The organism is Clostridium sp. LIBA-8553 (assembly GCF_057782465.1).
In genome coordinates this window covers 426,552-452,272 of record NZ_CM173489.1, presented here as the reverse complement: position 1 = coordinate 452,272, position 25,721 = coordinate 426,552, and the positions used below count along the sequence as shown (strand labels likewise).

Here is a 25,721-nt window from a genome sequence, read left to right as displayed (position 1 = left end):
AAAAAACTGACTCCGGTTCAAAACCGAAATCAGTTTTTAACTTTCTAGTTCTTTTCTTAAATATCCCGACATATAGTCCAGTTTAAATTAGATATAACTTTTTATTTATTTCATTAACTTACATATATCATTTGTAAATTCAACTGGATCTTCAATGCTTAATCCTTCAACAAGTAGGGCTTGATTATAAAGTAATTTTATATATAAATTAAATTTATCTTTATCATTTTCAAAAGAATCTTTTAATGAATTAAATACTTCATGATTTGTGTTAACTTCTAAAACCTTTTGTGCTTTTACACCTTGATTATTTGGCATAGCACTTAAGATTTTTTCCATTTCTATTGAAACTTCTCCCTCTGCTGATAAGCATACTGGATAATTTTTAAGTCTGCTTGAAGCTTTAACTGCACTTATTTTATCTCCTAAAGCTTCTTTCATAGCTTCAAAGATATCTTTATTTTCTTCATTTTCTTTTTTATTTTCTTCTTCTGGCTCTATTCCTAAATCACCACTTGATACTGATTTAAATTCTTTTTCTTTATAGTTCATAAGCATTTTTATTGCAAATTCATCCACATCTTCAGTAAAGTAAAGAATTTCGTATCCTTTGTCTAATACAATCTCAGTCTGTGGCATTTTTTCTATTCTTTCATTTGATTCACCAACAGCATAATAAATGTATTTTTGATCCTCAGCCATTCTTTCTACATACTCAGCTAAAGTTACCATTTTCTTTTCTTTTGATGAATAGAACATTAATAAATCTTTTAATTCATCTTTATTCATTCCAAAATCATCGTAAACACCATATTTTAATTGTCTACCAAAAGATTTATAGAATTTTTCATAGCTTTCTCTATCATTTTTAAGCATAGATTCTAATTCATTTTTAATTTTAGTTTTTATGTTCTTAGCAATACGGCTTAATTGTCTATCATGCTGAAGCATTTCTCTTGAAATATTAAGTGATAAATCTTGAGAATCTACTATTCCTTTTACGAATCCAAAATAATCAGGTAAAAGTTCTGAGCATTTATCCATTATTAAAACACCATTTGAGTATAGCTCTAAGCCTTTTTCATACTCTTTTGTGTAATAATCATAAGGTATATTTTCTGGAATATAAAGAATTGCATTATAACTTATCATCCCATCAACACTTATGTGCATATGTCTTAAGGGCTTGTCAAATCCAAATCTTTTTTCCACATAGAAATTATTATAGTCTTCATCTGTAAGTTCATTTTTATTTTTTCTCCATAAAGGAACCATACTGTTTACTGTTTCTTCTTCCACATATTCTTCATGTTCGTTTTCTGTTCCTTCTTTAATTCTTGATTTAGTAACATCAAGTTTAATTGGATATCTTATAAAGTCTGAATATTTTTTAATTAAACTTTTTAATTTATATTCTTCTAAAAATTCATCATAGTTTTCATCTTCATTATTTGCTTTTAAGTGTAAAATTATATCTGTTCCAAAGGAGTCTTTCTCCGCTTCTGAAATAGTGTATCCATCTACCCCATCTGATTCCCATTTACATGCTTTATCTGATCCAAAAGCTTTAGTTATAACAGTAACATGATCTGCAACTAAAAATGATGAATAAAATCCAACTCCGAATTGTCCTATAATATCAAAGCCTTCTTCAAGAGCATTTTCTTTTTTAAATTGTAAAGAACCACTTTTAGCTATTACACCTAAATTTTCATCAAGTTCTTTTTCTGTCATACCAATACCTTTATCTGATATTGTAAGAGTTCTATTTTCTTTGTTTGGTACTATTTTAATGTAATAATCATCTTTATTAAAAGTTAATGAACTATCTCCTAAAGTTTTATAATAAATCTTATCTATTGCATCACTGGCATTTGAAATTAATTCTCTTAAAAATATTTCTCTGTTTGTATAAATTGAGTTAATTACAATGTCTAATAATCTTTTTGATTCTGCTTTAAATTCTCTTTTTTCCACTTTTAATTACTCCCTTCAAAACAAAACATCCTTTTTGTTAGCACTCTATATGATTGAGTGCTAACCACACAATTTATATATATCACTTTTTGAAATTAATGTCAATATAAATTCTCTTTATATGTTATTTAATAATTATCTATTTTAAACTAAAAAATACATTAAAATACTTCACTGATATTCGTGATTTATTTTAATGTATCTGTTATTTAAAACTTTTATTTTTTGTCTATTAATGTTAAGACTGTTGTTTGTATCGGAATTACTCTTCCTACAATACAGTTTCTAAGGGTAATTTTAAAATACTGTCCATATATCTTTATTATAGGTTCCACAGATATATGCTTTCCTGTATCTTCACAGTTAAAATTATTTTTTTCTAAAAACTCGATTACTTTATCTTTTACCTTCTCATGTGAAAGGCTCATTCCATCTAAAAGGATTAATATTTTATTTTTACGTACCTCAATATCTTCTAAACCCAATTCCTTATGTTTTTTTATGCCTCTTTAAGTTCATTAAAAAAAAACATTTCTCCCCCACAGTTATATTTAGGTTATTGTAATTTGTTGCCACAATATGGACAATATTTATAATCTTCTTTTAAAATATTTCCACAATTAGGACATCTTCTTTCTAGAGCATTTTTACCATATCTTTCTCCCTCTTGAATAAGAACCATGTCATCAAGTTTAATATCTAGATTTTCGTCATTTTCGATTTCTTTTCCTCTTTCCTTAGAGATTTCATAAATAGAATTACATCTTTTACACATGACGTAATATTTCTCATTCCATCTAAAAATAGGAATAAAGAAAATATGAAAATACTCATAACTCTTTATTAAAACTCCTCTGGTCCTTATTTCACAAGTTTTACATTTTATGGTCTTTAGTTCTTTTATTTCTTTTTGTTTATTTTCAACCCCAAATATTCCGATAAAAAACATGATATTCTCCTATTAAAAACATTATCTAATAAAACTTATATACTTATTTTGTTTATTTAATTATAATTTATTTTATTTCTAACTACTTTTTAGTAATCTATTTTAATTATTATTTAAATATCATATTTGGATAAATCTTCTTTAAAAACTCATCTGGATACTTTTTATCTAAAAATCTATCTAAAGCATTTCTGGCTTGTACACCTTTCATTCTTGCAACTTCTCTTCTTACAGCTAAAGCTGAAATAATAATATCAGGTATTAAAAACACTAAGAATATAATTGTAAGTATTTTTATTGTTCCATCTGAAAAATAACTCATAAATTTATCAAATAAAGGATAAATATCTCTTAAGAAAAATACTCCTAGTATTCCCCAAAACACTGAATATTCAACACTTGTTCGCCCATTTATACTAAGATTTTTGCTATCATAGTCCCATGAAACACTTCCAAAAGCCTTTTCTTGTACCCACGAACATAAATATTCAAAAACCCCTCCTATAATTGCGCTTATAAAAAATATTATTATTCCATTATAATTTATAAATCTATAAAGTAATAAAGTTAAAACAATGCCTCCAATACCGTATACTGGACTGATTGGCCCATAAATTAATCCCTTTCTACTTTCAAAGTGTCCATTTCTTATATAACACCAAAGCATCTCAACACAATATCCTAAAATAGAACCTATGGTAAATATCCAGATTAATTTATATATATTTATAACATTATTAATATTAAACATCTTGCCACCTCCATATTTATTTAATGATACAATTATATCATGATAACAAAAAATTTACATATAGTTAATATTTTGGATTTATTTATTACTTTTATATTTCTTGATTTAACTTCTTAAATCTATCAAATACTATATTTTTCTTTATATTCCTTTTAAATACTAATGAACTTCATAACATACTAAAACCTAATCTTATTAAATTTAAAATCAATAAAATTTTCATACAAAATATAATAATAAAAGGATATGATATTTAAATAAATTTATTTAAATATCATATCCTTTATCAAATTTTTCAAATTTTTTTTATTCGTATCCATTAACTATAACTTTAAGTTCTCCTGTATGAGGATCAATTAGAAGGCCGTGAATATTTACATCACTAGGCATTAATGGATGATTTCTTAATGATGTTACACTCTCTTTTACTGATTCTTCTACACACCCAAATCCATGAAGCCATTTTTCTACATCTATTCCACAATGTTTTATAGTTGAAATAGTTTCTTCTGTTATTCCTCTGCTCTCCATTTTTTCAATCATATCCTTAGAATTCAAGTTACTCATTCCACATCCATGATGTCCAATAACTAAAACATCTTCTGCATTAAATTCATAAATAGCAACAAGTATGCTTCTAACAATACTTCCAAAAGGATGCATTATTGTAGCCCCTGCATTTTTTATTATTTTAGCATCTCCATTTTTAATATTCATAGCTTTTGGTAAAAGCTCTGTAAGTCTTGTATCCATGCATGATAGAATTACTAATTTCTTTTCTGGTTTTTTTGTAGCTTTATATTTTTCATATTCTTTATCTTCCACAAAGTTTTTATTAAATAATAAAATCTCATCTAATCTTTTTAAATTTTTTTCCATATCAATACCTCTAAGTTATATTTATTATTTATTTTTATATTTTAAAAAATTAACATTTATAATACTATATCATAATATTAAACCATGTCCTAAAAGCTTTTTTCTTCTAAAATATTAATTTTAGAGCCTTATTAAGAGAAAAAACTAAGTATTCTCCTTTAATCTTAGTATTAAAAAAACGATTTGTTTCAAATTAGTGTTGATTTTTAACTAAATCTAAAAATCAATATTTACTTAAAACATAACCTAGAAAAATTAAAAATAATAGGATTATGATGAAAAATTTCACCATAATCCTTATTTTTAGATTTATAAAACAATATTCCAATCCTGGTATCCCTTATTTATTATATCTAAGTAGTCATCTTCCGGTAATTTATTTCCTTTTTCAACCATTACATAAGCAAATGCCTCATAAAAAACACCTTTGCTATCTTGAACCTTTAAGTTTATCTTTTCATAAAGATATGGATACCCTTCAAATTCATCTAAATTTTTTAAATCATTTATTGAAAGCTCATAAATAGCTCCATATACCTTTTCCCCTTGGCATGGAATTATATCTGCATATTTATTGTAAGTTAATTTATAATTATCAAGATGTACCATAATCATAGGAATAGCTTCAGGGCATCTTCTTTTCATTTGTTCTAAACTTAGATTACTTCCATAAGCAAAATAAACCATATACTCTCCCCTTTTCTTAACGTATATTATATATATTATTCCAATATATCTATAATCTGTTAACTTATTCTATCATAATATACTAAAATAACTCTACTAAAAAGTTAAATTAATTTTTTAGTAGAGTTAAAATTTTATAAATCCTTATGTAATATTGCCAAATATTATTTCTTAATGGATTTATTAAATAATATATTATATATTATTTATATTACTATTCTAAGATTTAATCATATGAATAGTAATATAAAATTTAGTCAAATTTATTTTACATAACTAATAAGTTTTTTACACTCATTTTCAATTTCTTCTATTGATTTATGCACATAGATTGCATTTCCACAAGCATAAATACTTTTCTTAGAAGTTTCTAAATTTTCATCTACCTCTGGACCTGTTGTGATTGGATTTAATTTTAATCCACTTCTTAATGCAACTAAGCCATCTGAAATCATTGGATAAGCAAACATTACTGTATCACATTTTATATTTTTCTTTTCATTGCCATTTTTTATAGTTACAGAATTTACTCTTCCTTCTCCATGAATTGAAGTTATTTCATAACCAGAATATAAGTTATCACTTAAATCAAAAACTTCATATTTACTCTTATCAGTTATGATTCCAGCAATTTTAATGTTATGTTTTTTTAAGTCCTCTTGAATCATATAAAGAGTACTATCTCCTACTATGAAAATATTTTTTCCTGGAACCATATTTTTAATTCCAAAAGCTTTTTTAGCCATTCCTACAGTTAAAACACCTGCTGTACGATCTCCTGGTATTTGTACTGCATTTCTGCTTTTTTCTTTACCACCATTAGCAATTATTATATTTTTACCTTTTATCTTTTCCACTCCACATTCACTACTTGTGCAAAGAACCTCATTAGAATCTTCTATTTTTAAAACCATAGTATTTAATTTAACATTAACATCTAAGTCATTAAATTCTTTTAATAAACTTTCTTTATATTCTATTCCTGTTAAATTACCATTTTCACTTATGTTATAATCAGCTGAATTTAAAGCTCCACCTAAGCTTGGATCTTTTTCTATTAAAAGAATATTTTCTATTCCATTTTTTTTACCATTGATAGCTGAAAGAAGACCTGATGCTCCTCCCCCAATTATAATTAAATCATATTCTCTCATAGTATTAATCCTCCTTAAAACCAATAACTGGTGAACCTTCACTATTTTTGTTTATGTCGCTTATATCCACGCCTAATTCTCTGCTTAAGATTTTACTTATAGGAATTGTACATCCAACACCTTGACATCCTCCCATTGAAGCTCTAGTTCTTCTCTTAATGGCATCAACTGTAGTAGCTGGTATAGGTCTATGAATAGCTTCTACTATCTCACCTTCAGTAACAAATTCACATTTGCAAACCATATGTCCGTATGCTGGTTTTTCTTTTATTAATTTATTTTTTTCTTCTAAAGAAAGTTCTGCGAATCTAGCTATTTTTTCTCTAGTTTCTTTGAAATTTTTCTTTTCTACTAAGTCTAATTTTTCTCTAAGTATATTAACCACATATACCCCTATAGCTGGAGCTGCAGTTAATCCTGGTGAATCAATTCCGATAACATTAATAAAGTTTTCAGCACCTTCCGCTTCTTCTATTATGAAATCTCCATCTTTAGTTTTAGGTCTTATTCCTGAGAATGTATTTAAAATTCTAGCTACAGGTAACTCTTCAACTGATTTTTTGCTCTTATCTAAAATTTCATCAATACCCTCTCTAGATGTTCCTAATTTTTCTCCACTTTCTGCATTAGGACCCACTAAAAGATTTCCTTCTGCCGTTGGAGTCACTAAAACTCCTTTGCTTAATTTATTTGGAACTTGGAATAAAGTTTTATTAATCATGGCCCCAGCTACTTTGTCAAATAAACAATATTCACCCTTTACTGGTTCTATTTCTCTTTTCTTCATACTTACAAGATTGTTTAGGAATGCTCCCTCTAATCCTGATGCATTTATTATGACTTTTCCATTTAATTCTTCTTTATTATTTAAAGTTATTTTATATCCATCTGGTATTTTTTCTATGTTAGTAACTCTTGAATTTAATTTAAACTCTACTCCATTTTCAGCAGCATTTTCTCCTAAAGCAATTGTCATTTCATATGGACTTACTATACCTGATGTTTTTACACTTAAAGCTCCAACTATTTCTTTACTTAAATTTTCTTCAACCTTTAAGGCATCTTCTTTAGTTAAGATTTCAAGGCCTTCAACTCCAAGCTTTTCACCATTTGCCTTTAAATCTTCTAATGTCTTCATATCTTCATCTGAAAATGCTAAAATGAGTGCACCATTTCTTTTGAAAGGAAATTGTAAATCTCTTGATAAATCATCAAACATTTTATTTCCCTCTATGTTTAATTTAGCTTTTAAAGTACCTACTTTTTCATTATATCCAGCATGTACTATTCCGCTATTTCCTTTTGATACTCCCTCTGAAACATCACTATTTTTATCTACAACCACAACATCTAAATCATATTTTGATAATTCTCTAGCTATAGAGCATCCAACTACTCCAGCACCAATAACTATAATATCTTTCATACCGTATCTCCTTCTTTAAATTAAGCTCTATTTTAGATGAATGTTGATTTTTAGGTATAATTTAAAATCTAACTAAAAATCAACACTAATTTAAAACTTAGTCTTAAACTTAAACTCTTTTTAAAAGAGCTTGTCTTTTAATTTTAAAGTGCAAACTTTCTTATAGCCTCTGCAACACCTGCATGCTTATTATCTGAAGTTACATAATTTGCAGCCTTTTTAACCTCATCTATAGCATTTCCCATTGCAACACCAGTTCCTGCCCAAGTTATCATTGATAAGTCGTTTTCACTATCTCCAATACACATAACTTCATCTTGGGAAACTCCTAAATGCTTAGCAAGCATTTTAACTGCCTCTCCTTTAGAACTACCTTTTTTCATAATTTCAAAATTATCGTCCCATGAAGATACAACCTCTAAGTCTGTTGTACATCCTATTAATTCTTCCTTAGCTTCTCTTAGAGAATCTTTAAATTCTTTTTCTACACAAACACCTTTTAATATTTCTCCGTCATATTTTTTGAAGGCTTCATCTAAGTCTTTAACAACTTCTAATCTTATTCTTTCTTCCTCTGGTAATGTTCTATTTAAAACTTTGTACACATGATTTTCTGGTAATTCTTTTGTTGAAATAATTCCCCAGTTTGTATTAACATATGTAAATAAATTATTTTTCTTTGTTATTCTATTAAAGTCCTCTAAATCTTCAAGTTTAAGAGGATTATTATATATTTCTTCATTATTAGCTCCACCAATATATGCTCCGTTACAAGCTATAATTGGAGTTTTCAATTCTATTGTGTCTGAGTACATTCTTGCACAATCATAAACTCTTCCTGTTGTTATTGCTACAGTTATTCCTTTTTCTACAGCTTCTTTTATTGCTTTTTTATCCTCATCAGCAACTTTTTGTTGATCCATAAGTAGCGTACCATCCATATCAATGCATATTAATTTTATACTCATACTAAACACTTCTTTCTTTTGTTAATTCTCTCTGTCTACATATTTATTATATATCCTTCTTATAAATAAGTTAAATATTTGTTTTTAATAATAATAATAAGTTTTTAATTATATATATTATAATGAAAACAAATTGATTATAAAAAAAGTATAGAAATTTATTGAAAATTTCTATACTTTAAATGCCAAATACTTTTATTTTATTTCAACATCTTCAAAAATTGTGTTTGCGGTTGTCCATTGTTTAAATTTAATCTTTACTACAAGACCATATAGCCCAAAAGTTATTACTATTAGTACCCACCAAAGTAACCAATGTCCTATTAATTCCTTAGGATCACCTATAAATTTTAGTCTTTTTCCACAAATAACTGTATGTTTACAAGTGGCTTCATACTTCATACAAAGAATCCATGGATAAGCTAATCCTAAAGTTAATATTCCTAATAATAAACATTTTAAATAATGAAAAATTGTATTTTTAACTGTATTATCGAAGTAGGAGTCATATTTTTCTTTATTTAAAGTAATTGATGATTTATAAGTCATTTTAATTCTCCTTTTGTTTATTAAAATTTTCCTTACCTACATTTCCAAATTTTCTAAATATATTATAATTTATTTAGAAAACTTATCAATAAAGCTTAATTATTAATGTTTTTAAAATATATTTAAATATAAATCATATGAAAAATATATAATTAAATATTAATCAATATCTTAAAATTAATGCATATATGTAAAAAGCATAGAAAACTTTTTAAGTTCTCTATGCTTCTTTATTTATCTAATATTATTTTATTCCCTGCTCAAAAGCAAAGAATCTATTTTCATCATATCTCTTTCTAATCTCTCTTAGCTTGTCCTTATTTTCTCCATAATATTCTTTCTCATAATCCTTAAGATCTCTAAAAGGAAAGTTTATAAATGATCCAGTAGTTATACTTTCTATGTATTTAAAATTATTTTTAATCCATCTTATATTTTCCTCTGCAAAGATATCCTCTTCCCAAACAGATTGTATTCCCATTATAAATCTTGCATCTCTATAGTAAAAAGCTGATGAATCTTTTTCAACATCTTCTACTGCACCACCAAGCCCATAAAATGATATAGCCGTATAATATGCTCCCTTTGCTCTACTTGAAACTATATCTATAAGTTTATTTATTTCACAAGTATCATAATCTCTAAATACAAATCTTCCTGTTGATTTATACTTTTCATAAGGAGGATGACTATACTCAATTTTTCTATTTGCCTCTAAAACTCTCATGTAACTTAAATTGAAATTAACCTTTGTAGGTAATTTAAAGGGAAGTAATATTTCGTTTGCTTCATCTTTTCTACCATAAAATAACCCTGTAATTTTAACTCCAATTCCTTTATCTTTTGAGTTATAAATAGCCGTCTTTAAATTCATTCTTCTATCTAGATTTTTAAATGTTTGCTGTAATGTTTTTATTACATAAACCATCTCTTCTTTTTCTGCATTAGGATAATCTATATCTATTAAAGTTGCCATTTCTATTTTTTGTGGAATTTTAAATGTCATTGAAACAACTATTCCAAAGTTGCCACCTCCACCACCTTTAGCAGCCCAGAATAACTCTGAATTGTCTTCTTTATTGGCAACAACAATTTTTCCTTTACTGTTTATGAATTTTACTTCTAAAAGATTGTCACATCCAAGTCCAAATAATCTACTTGAATATCCCCAACCTCCACCTAGAGTAAATCCAACAACCCCAACTGTGGGGCATCCCCCACCTGGAAATGGGTATCCTAAAACACCTAATGCCTCATATATTTCTTCATTTTTAACGCCACCTTCTATAGTGACTTTCATATTTTCCTCATCAATAATTATATTATTCATTTTACTTAAGTCTATTACTAATACATCATTTCCTGTAGAATAACCTTCATAATTATGACGTCCAACTCTTATTCTGAAAGAAATATTATTTTCTCTAGCCCAAGCTAAAGCATTTTTTACATCCTCAATATTAGTACAAAATACTATTCCTAAAGGATACTTTTTTATAGCTCTATTCCATGATTCTATACTTTTTTCATATTCTAAATTTCCTCTAGTTATAACTTGTCCAGTTAATTTAGAAAAATCAACATTTATCATAAGCTCACCCTCTATACTAAATACTTTCTTTAATGATGATATCATAAGTTTTTTATTTATAAAATCAAAAAAAGAAGTGAAAGATTATAACTTTAGTTAATTTAACTAAAATAACCCTTCACCACCTAAATTATATAAGAGAATTATCGTAGAATTTTCCTACAACCTCAACTGTTGGCTGTATGTTTACAAAAGCCTCTGGATCTATATCCATAACATTTTTCTTAACAAGTAGTAATTCATGTTTCGAAATTACTGTAGTAACTGAACTTAATGGCTCATTAGTATATCCACCATAAAGATTTCTTCCAATTGTAACTCCTCTCATTTGACTCTTAATTAAGCTATCAACTATTTCTTTTTCTTTCTTAGTATAAATAGTTACTGTAAGCTTGAATTGTTGTATATAGAATAAATCTATAACCTTGGTAGTTACATAAATTGAAACTAAACTATATAAAGCTAGCTCCCATCCATAAACTAACCCTGCAACTAAAAGAATTATTCCATTTACTAAGAATCCCAATTGACCAACTGATTTACCTGTCATTTTTTGTACAACTAAAACTATAATATCTGTACCTCCAGTAGAGAAACCTGCTCTAAAGCACATTCCTACTCCAGCACCCATAAGTACTCCACCAAATATAGCATTTAAAAGCTGATTATCAGTAAGTGCTCTTGTTGGAATAAAACCTATAAAAAATGACAATGAAATTATTGAAAGAAAACTATAAAGAGTAAATTTCTTACCAAGTTTTCTAAAGGATAAATAAGCAAGTGGTAGATTTAAAATTAGAACCCATGTTGAAATATCAATATGAATATTAAAGAAATCTCCACCAATTGATGATAATAGCTGAGATATTCCTGTAACCCCTGATGAATAAATATGCGCAGGTGTTAAGAAAAAATTAACCCCAATTCCAGCTAAAGCCCCAAAAAGAATTATGGCAGTAATTCTATAGGCAACCTGATAAATTCTTTTGTTCTTTTTATTCACTCACTTCACTCCGTTCAAAGTTATTTTTTACTATTACTTATTGTTTGAAAATTTATTTAATTTATTATATCATCAAAAATTTTCTTTTAAATAGTTTTAATTACTATTTTTACAATTTATGATATTTTATACTTTTTACTAACTATTTATTATTTTCTCTCTATATAAGTTAAAATATTAATATTCGATAATAGTATTTTTTCATATGTCAAATGTCAAAGAAAATTTTTTATAAAATTAGAGTGAAAAATCCTCTACTACTTTAATATAAAAAATTTAATTTACTTTTAAGATTTTTTCTGTGCCTTTTTCTCTAATCTTTTCTGCAAAAGACTTTAACACTAATCCTATTACCAATCCAAAGAAGGCTGGTAAAACCCATCCTAATCCCTTTGAGTAAAATGGTAATTTTTCAAAAAGTCTATTTATAAACTCTATATTAATACCTGCCCCGCTTAAAGCATGAACAACACTAACTATAGTTGTAAATGCTATAGTTGTACTATAAACAATTGAATTCCCTTTTATATATTTATCTAACATAGCTAAAACAATAAGCATTATTGCCATTGGATATATTGCATTTAAAACAGGTACTGATACTGCTAATATTTTATTAAGCCCCATATTAGCTAAAACCATACTTGTTAATGTTAGGATTCTAACCCAAGAAATATAATTTATTTTTTTAGTTAAAGTTTGAAAATATTGACTACAAGAAGTAATAAGCCCTACACAAGTTGTTAAACAAGCTAGTGTAAATATTACGGCCAATAAGATAGCTCCCGGCCTTCCAAATATATATGTGAAAATATTTCCAAGAGTTTGAGCTCCATTCTCAGTTAACCCAAATCTACCACCACTTGTTGCTCCAAGATGAGCCAACATTGAATATATTAATATTAATAATCCTCCAGCAATTATTCCTGCCTTCACAGATGTCTTAACAACAAATTTTTCCTCTTTTATTCCCTTAGATTTTATTACAAGTGCTATTACAATCCCAAAATTTAATGCAGCTATCGTATCCATAGTCATGTATCCATCTAAAAATCCACTTATAAATGGTGACTCTTTATAAATACCCGTTACTTCTCCATACCCTCCTAAAGGTCTGAAAAAACTAGCTACAAAAACTAATCCTATTAATCCAATTAAACTTGGAGTTAATACTTTTCCCATTCTATCTACTAACTTTGCTGGTGATAAAGATAACCAATAGGCAACGGCAAAAAATACAAAAGTATATATAAATAAAGCTAAATTATTTGATATAAGTCCTTCTGGTAAAAAAGGTGCCACTGCCATCTCAAAAGGAAGACTTCCCGCTCTAGGTATTCCTAAACCAGGACCTATTGAAATATAAATAAGAACTGTAAAAAAAGTTGCAAAAACAGGATTTACTCTGCTTGCCAATGCATGTAATCCTCCTGATTTAGCTACAGCAATTACACCTAGAACAGGGAATCCTACTGCCGTAACAAAAAAGCCTAAAATAGTAATCCAAGTGGCTCCCCCAGCCGCTTGACCTAAAAATGGTGGAAAAATTAAATTTCCTGCTCCGAAAAATAATGAAAATAACATTAAACTTACTAATAATAAATCTTTTCTTGATAAATCTTTCATAAATACTTGCCCCATTTCTATTTTTATTTACTATGTATTTCCAAAAAACATAGTTTTTAATTATTTTAATCGCTATAAAAAATTATAATTTCTCCTTCTATGTCCATAAAAAAGCCCCCTTTAAAATAAAATTTTCTTTTTATTAAGTTTTAATTTTAGCTTAAAAATAAAAATACCCCGTCCCTATAAAAGGGACGAGGTTTAATCGCGTTACCACCCTAATTCTATAAATATAACCTAAATAAATTAGATTGTACTTATAGCACTCTTAAAATACGTACTAAATAATACGCTTTTCCTGTAACGGTGAAAATCCGATAAAACTTACTAAAACATAGCTTCAGCTTTACTTCTCCGAGATGATTTTCAGATATACCTTGAACATTGACTTTCAGCAAATTGTCAACTCTCTGTGGAACAATAAATATTTCTTACTTTTTCTCTTCATAGAATTTGCTTTTGAATTTATATGTATATTACCTTTTATTTTTCCACCTGTCAACTACAAGTGTATTTTTTATTTATTTTTTATTATTTTCTATAATTAATTAATAGAAAATAAATTATAATGAATAATTTTTCTTATTTTAAAATGAAAACTTATCTCTTAATTTCTTGAAAAGTTCAATAAAAAACATATTAATCAAAAGAGATTAATATGTTTTTTTATTTATAATAACTAGTATATATTTATAGACAGTTAAATATGCTATTTTTTCTTATAAAAACTAATATTTTTCCGGACTTTTCTCTTCAGATATTAATGTATTAATTTTTTCTATTAATTCTCCGATTTCTCCCATAGTTCTTATAGTAAAATCAGCTCCCCATTCTAAGAATTTTCTTTCAGTTACTTGTATTGCCTCTTCTTTTTCTTCAACTGAAAGAGAATTAAATTCTTCATAACTTAAACCCATTGTAGAACTACCAACAACAACTCCAACAGTCCATACTCCTGCACTTTTTCCTTCTTTTATATCTGATTCAGTATCTCCAATTTTAATTGCACTTAAAACAGAGGAAATTTTTAATTCTTCTAAATTTCTAAAAATCATATAAGGATATGGTCTCCCACATGAATTTGTTGAATCTGCAGTAATCCAAAAATCTGGCTCATAACCATTTTCTTTTGCTCCCTTAGTTACTATATCCATCATTGAATTAGTATATCCTGTTGTTGATCCAACTTTTATGTTATTTTCTCTTAAATATTTAATTGCATCTAAAACTTCTGGTATAGGCTCAGTATATTTTGAAAGAGATTCTAAAAGAGTTTTTTCAAATTTACTATGAAGTTTCTCAACATCATCTTCAGTAAATTCTCTACCATAGTTTTCTCTCCATAACCCTCTAATCCTATCCATCTCAAGCATAGTTCTTATATGATCTCTTTTTAGCATCCCCATTGGCTTTCTCGCCTCTTCCATAGTTACATCTATTCCTGCACCCTTGAATATATCTATGAATACATTTATGGGTGCAAAGCATCCAAAATCCACAGTTGTTCCAGCCCAGTCAAATATTACTCCCTCTATTCTCCTCATACTTATTTCTCCTCCATATAATTTTTAATTATGCTACAAAGTTTTTCTATATCCTCTCGATAAATTTCTCCAATATTTCCCACTCTAAATGTATCAGCATAAGTAAGTTTTCCTGGATAAATTACAAATCCTCTTTCCTTTATATATTTATAAAAATCTCCAAACTCAAATTTATTTTTATCTAAAAAGAATGTTGTTATTATAGGTGATTGTAAGTTTTCATCTATATATGCTTCAATTCCTAATTCCTTTAACCTAACCCTAATAAGTTCATTATTTTTTTTATATCTTTCATATCTTGCTTGAACTCCACCTTCTTCTCTTAACTCATCTAAAGCCTTAGAAAAAGCTGCCACTACATGAGTTGGAGATGTAAATCTCCACTTTCCATCTTTGTCCATTTCCTTCCATTGACTATATAAATCTAAAGAAACACTTCTTGCTACTCCTTCACACTTTAAAAGTTTCTTAGTATTAGCTATTATAAAACTAAATCCTGGTACCCCTTGTATACACTTATTTGCACTACTAATTAAATAATCTATTTTTAATTTCTTAATATCTATTGGAATTCCTCCAAAACTACTCATAGCATCAACAATAAAGCTTTTATTATATTTTTCACATAACTTTGCTATATCCTCAATAGGATTTAATATTCCTGTTGTAGTTTCACAATGAACCATAATAACATGTGTTAATTCTGAGTTTTCCTTTAGAATATTTTCTATTTCATCCTTATCAGGTAACTTATCATAATCACAGCTATAAACTAAATTATCAATTCCCAAACAATTAACCATGCTAACAATTCTTTCTCCATAAGCTCCATTAGTAATAATTAAAGCTTTATCTTCGTCCTTTATTGTACTTGTTAAAACTGATTCAACTCCAAAACTTCCACTACCTTGCATTAAAACAACAGTGTACTCATCTCCTGAAACATTTCCTATTTCTAAAAGGTCTTTTCTTATTTTTTGAGTTATTCCTTTATAATCATCATCCCATGTACAACGATCAAAAAGCATTTCTTCCTTTACTGTTTTAGTTGTTGTTAAAGGTCCTGGTGTTAAAAGTTTATAATTCATTTTTCTCTCCCTCTCACTTTATAATTTATACTTTGGCTCTTTTTTAAACTAGTGTTGATTTTTAGCTAGCCCTTCAGACCTAACTTAATTTTGCAAGTATTGCTATCATCCGCTTCAGAATAATAGCTAAAGCTTTTAAACTCGCTATGCTCAAACAGAAAAAGCTTCTTAACGCTATTATTCTTACGCATATAATGCAATACTAACTGCTCATTAAGATGGTCTTACGGTTCTATCTAAAAATCAGCACGTACCGAAAACAGAACCTATATTTAAAATTACTTTGCTTCATTAAAAAATTCTTGATGTTCATTTAATAGTTCTGCAGTTAAATTCTTTTCAAACTTTTTAGGATAACTAGGTTTATTAAAATCTTCAACTATTTCTCCTTTATATAAAGGAACAGGATAATTATTTATTAACTTTTTTCTTGCCTCACTTAATATTGTTTCTGTCATTCTCATAGATAGTCCTTGCCTATCTTTATCATCTTTTTTAAGAACAGCTACTGCCTCTGTAAGAGAATAATTCCCTTCTAGTGGATCTACAAAATCTATTGCTTTTCCTTCCTTCTTATATCAACATCTGTAAGTCCTAAAATTATATTTAGCAAAGTAGTTTTCCCACTTCCACTTGGACCTAGCATTGATACTATTTCTCCCCTTTGTATTTCAAAACTAACTCCATCCAATACTGATTTACCGTCAAAAGCTTTTTTTATATTTCTTAGTTCTAACACTTTTATTCCCCCTAATAAATCACTTCTTAAATTCTTTAACTTAAGTATAACTTCTCTTGAGTTAAACCATATTATGAACATGTTAAAACTAAATAAAATATTACAAAGTTATTATAAACTCTTTGCTATATGTTTATCAACTCTTTATTTTAACTTTGTAAATTTCCCTAAATTCTTTATAACTTCTTTAACTTAATAGTAATAATATGATAAAATTTTTTTATATCTATTTTTATGGGAGGATCAAAATGTTACCTAGCGAAAGACAAAACAAATTTTTAGAACTTTTATCCCAAAAAGATGTAGTAACTATTTTAGAATTTTCAAAAGAATTTCAAGTGTCAATTGAAACTGTGAGAAGAGATTTATCAATCTTAGAAAAAGCTGGCAAAATTCAAAAAGTTTATGGTGGAGCTAAACTTAAGGATTTAAACTTTAGTGAACCATCTATGGAATCTAGAATGAATACTAAACTTTCTCAAAAGGATGCTATAGGTAAAAAATGTAGTGAATTTATAAATGATGGAGATTGCATTTTTATAGATAGTGGATCAACCCCTCATCATATAGCTAAAAATCTTTCAGATAAGAAAAATCTATTAATAATAACTAATTCATTATTAGTAGCTAATGAATTAATAAATACAGATTTTGAAATCATAATAATTGGTGGATCAGTAAGACATAGTGAACGTTCTATTGTATCTTATAATTACCTTTTTAACTTTTCTGAATTAAATATACAAAAAAGTTTTTTAGGAGCTGGTGGAATCACTGCTAAAAACGGAATTTCTGACTTTGATATGCAAGAAGCTGTTACTAGAAAACATATTCTTGAACGTTCCAAAGAAGTTTTCATAGTTGCCGACAGTAGTAAATTTGGAAAAGATGTAACTATTAATATAGCTCCTATTGATGCTATAGATTATATTGTTACTGATTCATTCTTAGATAAAAACCTTCAAAAAACCTTTGAAGAAAATATGCTTATTGTAGCTGAAGTTTAAAACAGAGCCTAAAAATAAAAAAATAAAAGAGATTAAATTAAAATTTTTTATTTAATCTCTTATATAACCTCTATATTCTAATATCCTACTTAAAAAGTTTTCTGTATTTAGCTCCTATTTTTTCTATTAATAAATTTCTCAATTCCTCTATTAAAGAATCTTCTAAATCAATCTTTCTTACTATTGAAGCCTGTCTCCTATTGAAATATATTAAAAAATAATCCTTAGTCTCTATTATCTCATAAAATTTGTAATACTTAACTTTACTTTTTCCTTTAAAAGCTGTACTCTTAACCACTACAGCATCATCAAAGAAATCTAAAGTTTCTATTGCCTTTAAGACCCCTACTTTATCGGCCTTTATTCTCTCTCTATTTTGAAATTCAATTTTGACTATTATAGCAAACAGGATTATAGCTAATAATATTAACCAATAAATTAAAAAGCTCTTTATTTCAAAAGCTCTATTATTATAAGAAACAAAACCTGCCATTAAAGCAGTAATTATTATAATAACCGGTATTGTAAATTTCTTTCTTAAAAAAGTAGCTATGTACAAAAACTTATGATAATCTTTTTTATCTATAGAGGTTTTTATAGTAAATAATTTCTTGTCGCTCATGTTAAACTCCCTCATGAAATATTTATTATAATAAGTATTTTATCAAAACAAGATAAATTAATAAATATTCTAAAAAAACTTGTATCAGAACTAAATGCTAAACCTTATAGCTATTTTTGCTTAGCTTTTATTTCTTTTTCTAACTTAGCATTCTCCTCTTTAAGATTTTTTATATTCTCTTTAAGACCTTTCAATTCTTTGTCATCATGTAATTTTTTTGTATCATTTTGTATAGTCTTTATTTTTGCAACCTCTTCATTGTATTCCTTTGAGTAATCATGAACCATAAGGTTAGGCGTAATACCTAAAATCACCGCTAATACAATAACTACTTTATGAGTCTTTATAAAATCAATAATCCTACTCATCATTTATACCTCTAATCAATTTAATTTATCTAATTCATTCTTAAGATCAGCATTTTTCTTTTCTAAATCTTTTTGCTGAGAAATCAATTCTTCTTTTTGTTTTTTTATTGTCTCTTTAACATCTATTTGACCTTGTTCTAGAGTTTCTCTTTCCTTTTGTGCTGCTCGTAATTCAGTTTTACTATGATAAACCATTGGTTGTAAAAAACTAAAACCTATTGAAAAAATCACAAGCAACACTATAAAAGATATTATTTGATTAGCTATTCTTCTTGCTAAACTTTTCTCTCCATTATCGCTTCCATCATCATAATTATTATAGTAATCATCCATAATTGCTCTCCTCCTCTTAAGTATCCGTTTTCATTTTATCATATTTCATTATCATTATATATATTTTAATCCTTTAAAATTCTTTTTTGTAACTATTTGGATTTAAATAATGTATATAATTATTATACATATTATTTATTATGGAGGTATTCATGAAAAAATTTAGTGCTTTTATATTACTAATTTTTATCCTACCTATAAGCACATTTTTCTTAGGATGTGGTAGCTCACCTAAAGATGAAATTATAAAATCGCCTAACAAAATTTTTGTTTACTATGATGGCTCTCCTATTGAAATTTCAAAAGATGATAAAGTATTTAAAGAAATAGTTGAATTGACTAACAAAAGAATCAATAAAGATAAACTTTCTACTGCTCAGGATGTTGTTTCCGAGAACTATGTGGATTCTCTAAAGAAAGAAAAACTTTCCTTAGAATTTTTATATGAAGAAGAACAAGAAATGAATTTAACTGGTGATGGCTTTACCCCTATAAAATATACCAAACTCTTCTTTCCTTTAGTAATTAATAATAACTCAAATTATGATTCTAGTTCTCTAATAAGTACTTTTCAATATAGTAATATCCAAGGATATACTAATTCCTCTAGAGGTGCTCTAAATGAATCTAAAGAGCTTATAGAACTTCTTATGAATAACGTAGTTTTGCTTAAATAAGAAATAAGTACGTCAAAATATATTTGACGTACTTATTTCTCTGATAATTATAATATTTATATTTAATATCTTTTAATTTAAAAACATTAGAAAATTCTATTTCCACTCTGAAACATTTTCTAATCCTGGAATAGAATCTGCTTTAAATACAGGCTCTTTTATTCCAGCTTTCTTTTGCTTTGTATAGTCTTTTAAAACTAAGAAAGCTTTTTTGCTAAGTAATGATATTGCTATTAAGTTTAATATTGCCATAAGCCCCATAAATAAATCAGCTAAGTTCCAAACTATTTGTATTTCTGCTACTGATCCAAATAAGACCATACCAATAACTAATACTCTATATATAACTAAGAAATATTTTTTACTATTTAAAAATTCTATATTTGATTCTCCATAATAGTAGTTACCAACTATTGAACTGAAAGCAAATAATAATATACATATAGCTAAGAATATTCCTGCCCATGATCCCAATTCACTTGTTAATGCATTTTGTGCAAGAGATATTCCTGTTACAGACTTATCCATATAGTTAACGTCTGATAAAAGTATCATAAATGCTGTACAGCTACATATTAATAATGTGTCTGTAAATACACCTAATGTTTGAATAAGACCTTGCTTAACTGGGTGACTTACATCTGCAGTTGCTGCCGCGTTAGGTGCACTACCCATACCAGCTTCATTTGAGAAAAGCCCTCTCTTTATTCCCATAAGTACGGCACCACCTAAAGTACCACCTACTACTTCTCTAAATCCAAAAGCATTTTCAAATATTAATTTTAAAACTGAAGGTAATTCTGTTACATTAGTTATTACAATAAATACAGCAACTCCTATGTAAGCTAATGCCATTACAGGAACTATAATTTCTGAAACCTTAGCAACTCTTGTAACTCCTCCAAATATTACGAAGCAAGTTATAATAGTTATTACTATACCAACTAATAATCTATCTGTTCCAAAGGCATTATTAAATGCTATAGTTATTGTATTGGCTTGAACTGAATTGAATATTAACCCAAAACATATTGATATAAGTACTGAGAATGCTACACCCATCCATTTTTTATTAAGTCCTTTTTTCATGTAATAAGCAGGACCTCCTCTGAATGTACCATCTGGATTTTTTTGCTTATATACTTGTGCTAATGTTGATTCAACAAAGCTTGAAGCTGCTCCTATTAATGCTATTAACCACATCCAGAAAACCGCTCCAGGTCCTCCAACTGAAATGGCAATTGCTATACCAGCAATGTTTCCTGTACCAACTCTTGATGCTGTACTAATACAGAAAGCCTGAAAAGATGATATACTACCTTTTTTCTTATCTTTTTTAGAAGATGATGACAATCCATCTCCTAATAGTCTTATCATTTCTTTAAAATATCTAAATTGTACGAATCTTGTTTTAATAGAAAAATAAATTCCTAAGATTATAAGTAACGCAATTAAGATATAACCCCATAATACATCATTAATATTTGAAATTATTTGATTTAACAATTCCATCTCTTCTTCCTCCGTAAAACACAAATTTAACTTTTTATTAATTCTACACTACAAACGAAGGAAATGCAAGAATTATTTTTAATCCTTCATTATTTATTGTTTAAGCTTAATTATAAGAGTATATATGTCATTTATTGCAAGGTTGTCTATACATTAATTCATCTATATAACTTTTAAAATATACTATTTTCGAATATATTTTTATTATAACTATATATTTTTCGTTTTTTTTATATTCTTTTTAATTTTATTAGAATTATGTTAAATAATTATGAAGACTAATATCATTAAATTTTTTATAAAAACAAACAATTTTTATATAACGAACAATACAAGTACTTGATATTTAAATTTTTCGTGATATAATATATAATAATTTTAACTCGTATATAATCGGTAATATGGTCCGAAAGTTTCTACCTGCTAACCGTAAAACAGCAGACTACGAGGAGTTGTACGATATATCTAGAAATACTAGTGTATAAAAGCAACACCTCTAAAAAGGTGTTGCTTTTTTATTAAGTATAACTTCCTAAAAGTTCTAAGAAAACTTTCTTTATATGAGTTTTAAGATTTTAAAATATATCTTTTTAAATAAATAATTCTTTTAAGATTGTTTTCAGATTTGAACTAATATCTTTTATACTTTCTAACCTTATAAAGAATTTTTATTTTAAGAGATATATTGAAAATCTTAGATTTAATTATTCTAATGAAAACTATAAGGAGATGGAAAAATGGAAAAGCAAAATTTTAAAAATACGGAAGTTAACTTAATTTATGGTGTAGATGATGATTTAGATTTACCTAAAAAAGTTTTATTTGGACTTCAACATATATTCGCTGCCTTTGGAGGAATTATCGTTGTTCCTTTAGTTATAGCTACCTCTCTTGGCTTTGATAGTAAGACCACAACAGCATTAATAAGTGCTTCAATTTTAGCTTCTGGACTTGCTACAGTTATACAAGCTAAGGGTGTTGGAAAAGTTGGTGCAAGAGTTGCATGTATTATGGGTACTGACTTTACCTTTGTATCACCAGCAATTTCAGTAGGTTCAGTTCTTGGTTTACCTGGAATTATTGGAGCTACAATACTTGGATCTTTATTTGAAGTTATTTTAAGTTTCTTTATAAAACCACTAATGAAATTCTTTCCACCTCTTGTTACTGGAACTGTGGTTGCCTTAATAGGATTAACATTACTTCCTGTTTCAATAGATTGGGCTGCTGGAGGTGCTTGTTCACCTAATTATGCTAGTTTAGAAAATTTAGCTGTAGCAATGTTTGTATTAGTAATAACTCTTTTACTTAATAATTATGGAAAAGGAATAATTAGTAGTGCCTCAATACTTATAGGTATAGTTGTTGGATACATAGTTTGTATTCCTCTTGGATTAGTTGATTTTACTCCTGTAAAAGAAGCTAGTTGGTTATCATTCCCTAAAATACTTGAATTCGGAGTTACTTTTGATGCTAAGGCTGTTATGGCATTTATCCCTGCTTACTTTGTTGCTACAATTGGAACTGTTGGATGTTTAAAGGCTATTGGAGAAACATCAAATATTGACATTGATGATAAAAGAGTGGCTGCTGGAGTATTATCTGATGGTGTAGGAAGTGCCTTAGGTGGATTAGTAGGTTCTTGTCCTAATACTTCTTTTAGCCAAAATATAGGTATTATTTCTCTTACCAAAGTAGCTAGCCGTCATGTGGCTGTTATGGCAGGAATACTATTAGTTATACTTGGCTTTTTACCTAAAGTAGCTGCTATAATAACAGGTATACCAAACCCAGTTTTAGGTGGCGTTGGAATAATGATGTTTGGAACAGTGGCTGCTGCTGGTATAAGAACCCTAAGTAATATAGATCTTACAGAACGTAATCTCTTAATAATAGCAATTTCTATGGGCTTTGGTCTTGGTGTTACATTTAGACCTGATGTAATTCAAAATCTTCCTGAAGCAATAAGAATGATTTTCTCTTCTGGAATATCAACTGGAACAATAGCTGCATTAATATTGAATGCTGTCTTAAAGGAAAGACCTAAAGCTATGGAATTTGAAAATATGTACGATGATGAAGAAATAAAATCAAGTTAAAATTCAAATTGGAGTATATATGAATTTATAGATTCATATATACTCCAATTTTATTTAATCTATATATCTAAAGTTTTTCATACTTATATCTAATACCTTAAAAGAATGTGTAACCGCTCCTGTAGAAATAAAGTCAACTCCGGTCTTAGCAATTTCTGATATAGTATCTAAAGTTACATTACCAGAAGCTTCAACCTCAGCATTTCCATCTATTAAAATTACAGCTTTTTTAAGAGTTTCTATATCCATATTATCTAACATGATTATGTCTGCTTTTGCTTCTAAAGCTTCATATAATTGTTCAATACTTTCAACTTCAACTTCTATTTTCCTTACAAATGGAGAATTTTTTTTTGCTAGAAAAACTGCATTTTTTATTCCGCCTGCAGCTTCTATGTGATTATCTTTTATCATAACTCCATCATTTAATCCAAATCTATGGTTAGTTCCTCCTCCTACTTTAACAGCATATTTTTCAAATAATCTCATATTAGGAGTTGTTTTTCTTGTATCTAAAAGTTTAACATTTGTTCCCTCTAATTTCTTAGTGAATTCTCTTGTAAGTGTTGCTATTCCACACATCCTTTGCATGTAATTTAAAGCTACTCTTTCTCCCATAAGAATATTTTTAGCATCTCCTAAAACATATCCTAAGTGCTCTCCTTTTTTAATTTCATCTCCATCTTTTACTGAAAATTTAACTTCTACATGGCCTAGAATCTTAAAAACCATTTTAAAAACTTCCGTACCAGCTATTATTCCATCTTCTTTTGCTATTATATCAACTTTTGCTATCCTATTATCTATTACTACAGCTTCTGTTGTTACATCTCCATACTGTAAATCTTCATTAAGAGCTCTCTTTACATTCTCCTCCACAAGTAACCAATTCATCAATAATATCTCCTCTCACATTACAGATCTCATCAATTAAAATTTTTCTATTTAATTCTCTATAATACTCTAAATTGCTATAAATTCGTTTTTCTTTACTGATTCTAAAGTTATTTATATTTTTATTAATCTCAAAGGCACCTCTTCTTGAAAATACTAAAGCCTCTAACAATGAATTACTGGCAAGTCTATTAGCTCCATGAACTCCTGTACAGCTTACCTCTCCAAAAGCATATAAATTTTTCATAGATGTCTTACCATATGAATCTACCTCAATCCCTCCCATAAAGTAGTGCTGAGCTGGGACTACAGGTATTGGCTCTTTACTAATATTAATTCCTTCTTTTAAACATTCATTATATATATTAGGAAATCTATGTTTCAAAAAACTTTTTTTCATAAAAGAAACATCTAAAAATACATTTCTAGAGTTTGTTTTTCTCATCTCTTCATATATATGATTAGTTACTACATCTCTAGGTAATAGTTCATCTACAAATCTTTCTCCATGACAATTAATTAACTTGCCTCCTTCTCCTCTAACAGACTCAGAGATAAGAAACTTCTTATGATTTCGCTTTCTATTTAAAAAGGTAGTTGGGTGAATTTGAATATATCCTATATCCTTAACAGCTATTTTTTTTCTTAAAGCTATTCCAAGACTATCTCCAGTTAAAATCCTTTCATTTGTTGAATTTTTAAACAGTCCTCCAATTCCTCCAGTAGCTAAAACAACTACTTTAGCGCATATATTTACTGCTTTACCTTCTTTAATAAAAATTGCTCCATTGCATTTATTATTACTTTCAAATATATCAACCATTTCACAGTTTTCTATTATTTTAATATTGCTTTTTCTACGTACATTTTCTAAAAGAACTTCTTCAACCCGTTTTCCTGTTATATCCTTGTGGTAAACAATTCTGTTTATTGTATGAGCACCCTCTTTAGTGAAACATAATCCATTTTCATCTGTTTCAAAATCAACACCTAATTTAATTAATTCTTCTATATTCTCCATTGATTCCTCAACTAAAATCTTAAGAGAACTCATTTTATTTTCATATCTTCCTGCTCTTAAAGTATCCTGAATAAATAAATCAAAATCCTCTTCTCCTCTAGCCACGGCAATTCCTCCCTGTGCTAGAGAAGAGTTACACTCATTAACCTTATTCTTAGAAACCATAACTATATTTAAATCTTCTCTTAAGTTAAGGGCTGCATATAAACCTGCAACCCCTGTTCCTACTATTAAAACATCCGTTAAAATCTCCATAA

General features: G+C 27.7%; 25 protein-coding genes, 1 pseudogene, 1 riboswitch and 1 other annotated feature. Of the genes and pseudogenes, 3 read left to right on the top strand and 23 right to left on the bottom strand.

What is annotated here, in order from left to right:
* Window positions 1-105: 105 nt before the first annotated feature.
* From htpG to AC2JAQ_RS01785, 17 genes and pseudogenes are all read right to left on the bottom strand, one after another.
* On the bottom strand, window positions 106-1,977 hold the full coding sequence (htpG, locus tag AC2JAQ_RS01865) for a molecular chaperone HtpG (protein WP_488457633.1): 1,872 nt from the start codon (window positions 1,975-1,977) through the stop codon (window positions 106-108).
* Between the two features lie 218 nt (window positions 1,978-2,195).
* On the bottom strand, window positions 2,196-2,462 hold the full coding sequence (locus AC2JAQ_RS01860) for a hypothetical protein (RefSeq protein ID WP_488457632.1): 267 nt from the start codon (window positions 2,460-2,462) through the stop codon (window positions 2,196-2,198).
* A gap of 71 nt (window positions 2,463-2,533) precedes the next feature.
* The gene (locus AC2JAQ_RS01855; protein WP_488457631.1) at window positions 2,534-2,926 is read right to left on the bottom strand and encodes a zinc ribbon domain-containing protein; all 393 of its coding nucleotides are present in this window, start codon (window positions 2,924-2,926) and stop codon (window positions 2,534-2,536) included.
* Window positions 2,927-3,035: 109 nt separating this feature from the next.
* The gene (locus tag AC2JAQ_RS01850; protein ID WP_488457630.1) at window positions 3,036-3,677 is read right to left on the bottom strand and encodes a putative ABC transporter permease; all 642 of its coding nucleotides are present in this window, start codon (window positions 3,675-3,677) and stop codon (window positions 3,036-3,038) included.
* A gap of 306 nt (window positions 3,678-3,983) precedes the next feature.
* The gene (locus AC2JAQ_RS01845; RefSeq protein WP_488457629.1) at window positions 3,984-4,556 is read right to left on the bottom strand and encodes a beta-class carbonic anhydrase; all 573 of its coding nucleotides are present in this window, start codon (window positions 4,554-4,556) and stop codon (window positions 3,984-3,986) included.
* 309 nt (window positions 4,557-4,865) lie between these two features.
* A complete protein-coding gene (locus AC2JAQ_RS01840) occupies window positions 4,866-5,243 on the bottom strand; it encodes a gamma-glutamylcyclotransferase family protein (protein WP_488457628.1) in 378 nt (125 codons plus the stop codon).
* 263 nt (window positions 5,244-5,506) lie between these two features.
* Window positions 5,507-6,397 carry an NAD(P)/FAD-dependent oxidoreductase gene (locus AC2JAQ_RS01835; protein ID WP_488457627.1) on the bottom strand — a complete coding sequence of 297 codons (891 nt, stop codon included), beginning with the start codon at window positions 6,395-6,397 and terminating at the stop codon, window positions 5,507-5,509.
* 4 nt (window positions 6,398-6,401) lie between these two features.
* Window positions 6,402-7,823, bottom strand: a complete 1,422-nt coding sequence (locus AC2JAQ_RS01830; protein ID WP_488457626.1) for an NAD(P)/FAD-dependent oxidoreductase — start codon at window positions 7,821-7,823, stop codon at window positions 6,402-6,404.
* A 143-nt stretch (window positions 7,824-7,966) separates the two neighbouring features.
* On the bottom strand, window positions 7,967-8,791 hold the full coding sequence (locus tag AC2JAQ_RS01825; protein WP_488457625.1) for a Cof-type HAD-IIB family hydrolase: 825 nt from the start codon (window positions 8,789-8,791) through the stop codon (window positions 7,967-7,969).
* A gap of 195 nt (window positions 8,792-8,986) precedes the next feature.
* Window positions 8,987-9,340, bottom strand: a complete 354-nt coding sequence (locus tag AC2JAQ_RS01820; RefSeq protein WP_488457624.1) for a DUF898 family protein — start codon at window positions 9,338-9,340, stop codon at window positions 8,987-8,989.
* Between the two features lie 244 nt (window positions 9,341-9,584).
* Window positions 9,585-10,931 (bottom strand): FAD-dependent oxidoreductase, encoded by a 1,347-nt coding sequence (locus AC2JAQ_RS01815; protein WP_488457623.1) that lies wholly within the window; start codon window positions 10,929-10,931, stop codon window positions 9,585-9,587.
* Window positions 10,932-11,061: 130 nt separating this feature from the next.
* Window positions 11,062-11,934, bottom strand: coding sequence for a YitT family protein (locus AC2JAQ_RS01810; protein ID WP_488457622.1), 873 nt, complete (start codon window positions 11,932-11,934; stop codon window positions 11,062-11,064).
* A 276-nt stretch (window positions 11,935-12,210) separates the two neighbouring features.
* Window positions 12,211-13,560 (bottom strand): branched-chain amino acid transport system II carrier protein, encoded by a 1,350-nt coding sequence (gene brnQ / locus AC2JAQ_RS01805; RefSeq protein WP_488457621.1) that lies wholly within the window; start codon window positions 13,558-13,560, stop codon window positions 12,211-12,213.
* Window positions 13,561-13,747: 187 nt separating this feature from the next.
* Window positions 13,748-14,017: a binding site (T-box leader), on the bottom strand.
* Between the two features lie 271 nt (window positions 14,018-14,288).
* A complete protein-coding gene (gene phnX, locus AC2JAQ_RS01800; protein ID WP_488457620.1) occupies window positions 14,289-15,104 on the bottom strand; it encodes a phosphonoacetaldehyde hydrolase in 816 nt (271 codons plus the stop codon).
* A gap of 2 nt (window positions 15,105-15,106) precedes the next feature.
* On the bottom strand, window positions 15,107-16,192 hold the full coding sequence (phnW, locus tag AC2JAQ_RS01795) for a 2-aminoethylphosphonate--pyruvate transaminase (protein ID WP_488457619.1): 1,086 nt from the start codon (window positions 16,190-16,192) through the stop codon (window positions 15,107-15,109).
* 278 nt (window positions 16,193-16,470) lie between these two features.
* Window positions 16,471-16,656: a hypothetical protein gene (locus tag AC2JAQ_RS01790; RefSeq protein ID WP_488457618.1), complete on the bottom strand. Its 186-nt coding sequence runs from the start codon at window positions 16,654-16,656 to the stop codon at window positions 16,471-16,473.
* Between the two features lie 113 nt (window positions 16,657-16,769).
* Window positions 16,770-16,931, bottom strand: a pseudogene (locus AC2JAQ_RS01785) (ATP-binding cassette domain-containing protein); the annotation flags it as partial.
* A 248-nt stretch (window positions 16,932-17,179) separates the two neighbouring features.
* Here AC2JAQ_RS01785 and AC2JAQ_RS01780 point away from each other — a divergent pair.
* The gene (locus AC2JAQ_RS01780) at window positions 17,180-17,938 is read left to right on the top strand and encodes a DeoR/GlpR family DNA-binding transcription regulator (RefSeq protein WP_488457617.1); all 759 of its coding nucleotides are present in this window, start codon (window positions 17,180-17,182) and stop codon (window positions 17,936-17,938) included.
* 85 nt (window positions 17,939-18,023) lie between these two features.
* On the opposite strand, the gene AC2JAQ_RS01775 is transcribed toward AC2JAQ_RS01780, so the two are convergent.
* The 3 genes from AC2JAQ_RS01775 to AC2JAQ_RS01765 all read right to left on the bottom strand — a co-directional run bounded on the left by AC2JAQ_RS01775 (window position 18,024) and on the right by AC2JAQ_RS01765 (window position 19,261).
* Window positions 18,024-18,560: a YcxB family protein gene (locus AC2JAQ_RS01775; RefSeq protein WP_488457616.1), complete on the bottom strand. Its 537-nt coding sequence runs from the start codon at window positions 18,558-18,560 to the stop codon at window positions 18,024-18,026.
* 110 nt (window positions 18,561-18,670) lie between these two features.
* A complete protein-coding gene (locus tag AC2JAQ_RS01770; protein WP_488457615.1) occupies window positions 18,671-18,931 on the bottom strand; it encodes a hypothetical protein in 261 nt (86 codons plus the stop codon).
* A gap of 12 nt (window positions 18,932-18,943) precedes the next feature.
* Window positions 18,944-19,261, bottom strand: coding sequence for a hypothetical protein (locus AC2JAQ_RS01765; protein WP_488457614.1), 318 nt, complete (start codon window positions 19,259-19,261; stop codon window positions 18,944-18,946).
* A 152-nt stretch (window positions 19,262-19,413) separates the two neighbouring features.
* Here AC2JAQ_RS01765 and AC2JAQ_RS01760 point away from each other — a divergent pair, with 152 nt between their 5' ends.
* Window positions 19,414-19,938 carry a hypothetical protein gene (locus AC2JAQ_RS01760; RefSeq protein WP_488457613.1) on the top strand — a complete coding sequence of 175 codons (525 nt, stop codon included), beginning with the start codon at window positions 19,414-19,416 and terminating at the stop codon, window positions 19,936-19,938.
* A gap of 96 nt (window positions 19,939-20,034) precedes the next feature.
* Here AC2JAQ_RS01760 and AC2JAQ_RS01755 read toward each other — a convergent pair whose 3' ends face one another.
* Entirely contained in the window at window positions 20,035-21,450 is a 1,416-nt protein-coding gene (locus AC2JAQ_RS01755) for an alanine/glycine:cation symporter family protein (RefSeq protein ID WP_488457612.1), read from the bottom strand.
* Between the two features lie 363 nt (window positions 21,451-21,813).
* Window positions 21,814-21,915: riboswitch (purine riboswitch) on the top strand.
* A gap of 272 nt (window positions 21,916-22,187) precedes the next feature.
* Between AC2JAQ_RS01755 and AC2JAQ_RS01750 the strand changes: the two genes are divergently transcribed.
* Window positions 22,188-23,549 carry a uracil-xanthine permease family protein gene (locus tag AC2JAQ_RS01750; protein WP_488457611.1) on the top strand — a complete coding sequence of 454 codons (1,362 nt, stop codon included), beginning with the start codon at window positions 22,188-22,190 and terminating at the stop codon, window positions 23,547-23,549.
* 54 nt (window positions 23,550-23,603) lie between these two features.
* Here AC2JAQ_RS01750 and nadC read toward each other — a convergent pair whose 3' ends face one another.
* Window positions 23,604-24,443: a carboxylating nicotinate-nucleotide diphosphorylase gene (nadC, locus tag AC2JAQ_RS01745; RefSeq protein ID WP_488457610.1), complete on the bottom strand. Its 840-nt coding sequence runs from the start codon at window positions 24,441-24,443 to the stop codon at window positions 23,604-23,606.
* Entirely contained in the window at window positions 24,400-25,719 is a 1,320-nt protein-coding gene (locus AC2JAQ_RS01740; protein ID WP_488457609.1) for an L-aspartate oxidase, read from the bottom strand. Before AC2JAQ_RS01740 ends, nadC begins: the two co-directional genes overlap by 44 nt.
* Between the last annotated feature and the right edge of the window lie 2 nt (window positions 25,720-25,721).

Excerpts from the sequence above, each read along its gene's own strand:
- AC2JAQ_RS01855 (WP_488457631.1), bottom strand. The coding sequence starts at position 2,926 with ATGTTTTTTATCGGAATATTTGGGGTTGAAAATAAACAAAAAGAAATA.
- AC2JAQ_RS01850 (WP_488457630.1), bottom strand. The coding sequence starts at position 3,677 with ATGTTTAATATTAATAATGTTATAAATATATATAAATTAATCTGGATA.
- AC2JAQ_RS01845 (WP_488457629.1), bottom strand. The coding sequence starts at position 4,556 with ATGGAAAAAAATTTAAAAAGATTAGATGAGATTTTATTATTTAATAAA.
- AC2JAQ_RS01840 (WP_488457628.1), bottom strand. The coding sequence starts at position 5,243 with ATGGTTTATTTTGCTTATGGAAGTAATCTAAGTTTAGAACAAATGAAA.
- AC2JAQ_RS01835 (WP_488457627.1), bottom strand. The coding sequence starts at position 6,397 with ATGAGAGAATATGATTTAATTATAATTGGGGGAGGAGCATCAGGTCTT.
- AC2JAQ_RS01830 (WP_488457626.1), bottom strand. The coding sequence starts at position 7,823 with ATGAAAGATATTATAGTTATTGGTGCTGGAGTAGTTGGATGCTCTATA.
- AC2JAQ_RS01825 (WP_488457625.1), bottom strand. The coding sequence starts at position 8,791 with ATGAGTATAAAATTAATATGCATTGATATGGATGGTACGCTACTTATG.
- AC2JAQ_RS01820 (WP_488457624.1), bottom strand. The coding sequence starts at position 9,340 with ATGACTTATAAATCATCAATTACTTTAAATAAAGAAAAATATGACTCC.
- AC2JAQ_RS01815 (WP_488457623.1), bottom strand. The coding sequence starts at position 10,931 with ATGATAAATGTTGATTTTTCTAAATTAACTGGACAAGTTATAACTAGA.
- brnQ (WP_488457621.1), bottom strand. The coding sequence starts at position 13,560 with ATGAAAGATTTATCAAGAAAAGATTTATTATTAGTAAGTTTAATGTTA.
- phnX (WP_488457620.1), bottom strand. The coding sequence starts at position 15,104 with ATGAGGAGAATAGAGGGAGTAATATTTGACTGGGCTGGAACAACTGTG.
- phnW (WP_488457619.1), bottom strand. The coding sequence starts at position 16,192 with ATGAATTATAAACTTTTAACACCAGGACCTTTAACAACAACTAAAACA.
- AC2JAQ_RS01790 (WP_488457618.1), bottom strand. The coding sequence starts at position 16,656 with ATGAGAATGACAGAAACAATATTAAGTGAGGCAAGAAAAAAGTTAATA.
- AC2JAQ_RS01780 (WP_488457617.1), top strand. The coding sequence starts at position 17,180 with ATGTTACCTAGCGAAAGACAAAACAAATTTTTAGAACTTTTATCCCAA.
- AC2JAQ_RS01775 (WP_488457616.1), bottom strand. The coding sequence starts at position 18,560 with ATGAGCGACAAGAAATTATTTACTATAAAAACCTCTATAGATAAAAAA.
- AC2JAQ_RS01770 (WP_488457615.1), bottom strand. The coding sequence starts at position 18,931 with ATGATGAGTAGGATTATTGATTTTATAAAGACTCATAAAGTAGTTATT.
- AC2JAQ_RS01765 (WP_488457614.1), bottom strand. The coding sequence starts at position 19,261 with ATGGATGATTACTATAATAATTATGATGATGGAAGCGATAATGGAGAG.
- AC2JAQ_RS01760 (WP_488457613.1), top strand. The coding sequence starts at position 19,414 with ATGAAAAAATTTAGTGCTTTTATATTACTAATTTTTATCCTACCTATA.
- AC2JAQ_RS01755 (WP_488457612.1), bottom strand. The coding sequence starts at position 21,450 with ATGGAATTGTTAAATCAAATAATTTCAAATATTAATGATGTATTATGG.
- AC2JAQ_RS01750 (WP_488457611.1), top strand. The coding sequence starts at position 22,188 with ATGGAAAAGCAAAATTTTAAAAATACGGAAGTTAACTTAATTTATGGT.
- nadC (WP_488457610.1), bottom strand. The coding sequence starts at position 24,443 with ATGAATTGGTTACTTGTGGAGGAGAATGTAAAGAGAGCTCTTAATGAA.
- AC2JAQ_RS01740 (WP_488457609.1), bottom strand. The coding sequence starts at position 25,719 with ATGGAGATTTTAACGGATGTTTTAATAGTAGGAACAGGGGTTGCAGGT.